The organism is Henriciella sp. (assembly GCF_049649345.1).
In the GTDB taxonomy this organism is placed as follows: domain Bacteria; phylum Pseudomonadota; class Alphaproteobacteria; order Caulobacterales; family Hyphomonadaceae; genus Henriciella.
The window spans coordinates 1-1867 of sequence record NZ_JBARZC010000651.1 but is presented as its reverse complement, the minus strand read 5'-3'; the positions used below and the strand labels follow the sequence as shown (position 1 = coordinate 1867).

The 1867-nt window shown below is 59.6% G+C and carries 2 protein-coding genes; both read left to right on the top strand.

The features are described 5' to 3' along the window. The first annotated feature begins 265 nt into the window (after positions 1-265). On the top strand, positions 266-1183 hold the full coding sequence (gene lpxC, locus WA989_RS17880; RefSeq protein ID WP_424341825.1) for a UDP-3-O-acyl-N-acetylglucosamine deacetylase: 918 nt from the start codon (positions 266-268) through the stop codon (positions 1181-1183). 130 nt (positions 1184-1313) lie between these two features. Continuing rightward, the coding region (gene bamD / locus WA989_RS17875; protein WP_424341824.1) for an outer membrane protein assembly factor BamD at positions 1314-1867 on the top strand (554 nt) is incomplete at its 3' end.

The following is a 1867-nucleotide window of genomic DNA, read 5'->3' as shown; positions in this document are numbered from 1 at the left end:
GATCAGGAGAAGATCGAGATTCCCGCGTTTCTGCGGCGTCAGGCGAACTGACGGCGAAATATTGCAAGAAAAAGACGTAAAGTCCGTTCACGAGAAAGGCCACCCGATGGGTGGTCTTTTTCATTATATATCAGCGGTCTACACGGCTGCCGATATGAAGATTTTGCATTCCCTTTTGGATATTTCAGTCCGTCGCAAAGCGTGAATTGAGGGTTGATCCACAAAACATTAGGTCGGGAAGGCCAGTCATTCATTGGAAATCTGCGTGCAAACGACATTAAGCTCACCGGCAACTTTCGAGGGAACGGGGCTCCACTCCGGGGCGCCTGTACGTGTCGTCGTACGTCCCGCCGCTGCGGGTCACGGTGTCGTTTTTCGGCGGATCGATCTGCCCGCAATGCCGCTGATTCCCGCGCTGTGGTCATGTGTCGAGGTAACACCCTTGAACACGCGTCTGGCCCATGCCGATGGCGCGACCGTTTCCACCATCGAGCATCTGATGGCGGCTTTGGCGGGCTGCGGGATACATAACGCGCTGGTCGATCTCGATGGACCGGAAATTCCGATCCTCGATGGCAGCGCCGCACCCTTCGTGCGCGGTCTCATGCAGGCCGGTATGCAGCGGCTGTCCGCCCCCTTGCAGGTGATCGAAGTCTTGCGTGAGGTGAGCTTCGTGGAGGGACTTGCGGGTGCCACCCTCGGGCCGGCGACAAGTCTGCAAATCGATTTCGAGATCGCTTTTACCGACCCCGCGATCGGACGTCAGACCAAAACCCTCAATATGGCGAACGGGGCCTTTGTCCGCGAACTTTGTGACAGCCGCACTTTTTGCCGCGCCTCCGATGTCGCCGCGATGCATGCCAATGGACTGGCGCTGGGTGGTACTGTCGAGAACGCGGTGGTCATCGACGGCGCGAACGTGCTGACGCCTGGCGGCTGGCGCCACAGCGATGAGGCTGTCCGGCACAAGATGCTCGACGCTCTCGGCGACCTTTATACGGCCGGAGCGCCGATTTTGGGTCGCTACACCGGTCACAGGGCCGGCCATGCGGTGACGAACGGATTGCTGCGGACCCTCTTTGCGCAACCGGACGCCTGGCGCTGGACGACCTGCGACCACCGCATCGCGGCGCGTCTGCCTGGTGTAGGGGTCAGCGCCGCAGACCTCGCGGCCGTCGCCTGAGACTGCGACAGGGTCGTGAAGACGCTGTGCTGCAAAAGGCATTTTGCCCCTCATTTTTCTATGCTAGACGAAGGGCCAAGAACGGCGGCGCTTATTTCCGCCTGCGACAGGTGTGAGTGAGGCCTTTGCAATGTCAGTAAGACAAGCCAACCCGAAAAGCTGGTTGATCCGATCCTGCCTGGCGGCGTCGCTTATCGCGATTGCTGCATGCGGGGGGCTGGATAGTGCACCACCGGTCGACAATCTGGCCGCGAATGAGATCTATGAACTGGCCGAACGCCAACTGTCCGATGGACAGGCCGATGATGCCGCGATCACCTTTGGCGAGATCGAGCGGCTCTACCCCTATTCGGCGCTGGCCGAGCGTGCGCTGATCATGCAGGCCTTCGCATTCCACCGTGACGAAGATTACCCCAGCAGCCGGGCCGCGGCACAGCGTTACCTCGACTTCTATCCCGCAGAGGAAGACGCGCCCTATGCCGCCTATCTGGTTGCTCTATCGTATTATGACCAGATCGATGAAATCGGCCGCGATCAGGGGCTGACGGTTCAGGCCCTGCGGTCATTGCAGCGTGTGATCGAAGTTTATCCCGGCAGCGAATATGCCAGCCTCTCGACGCAGAAATTCGACCTTGCTTTCGATCACCTTGCCGCCAAGGAGATGGAGGTCGGACGGTTCTACCT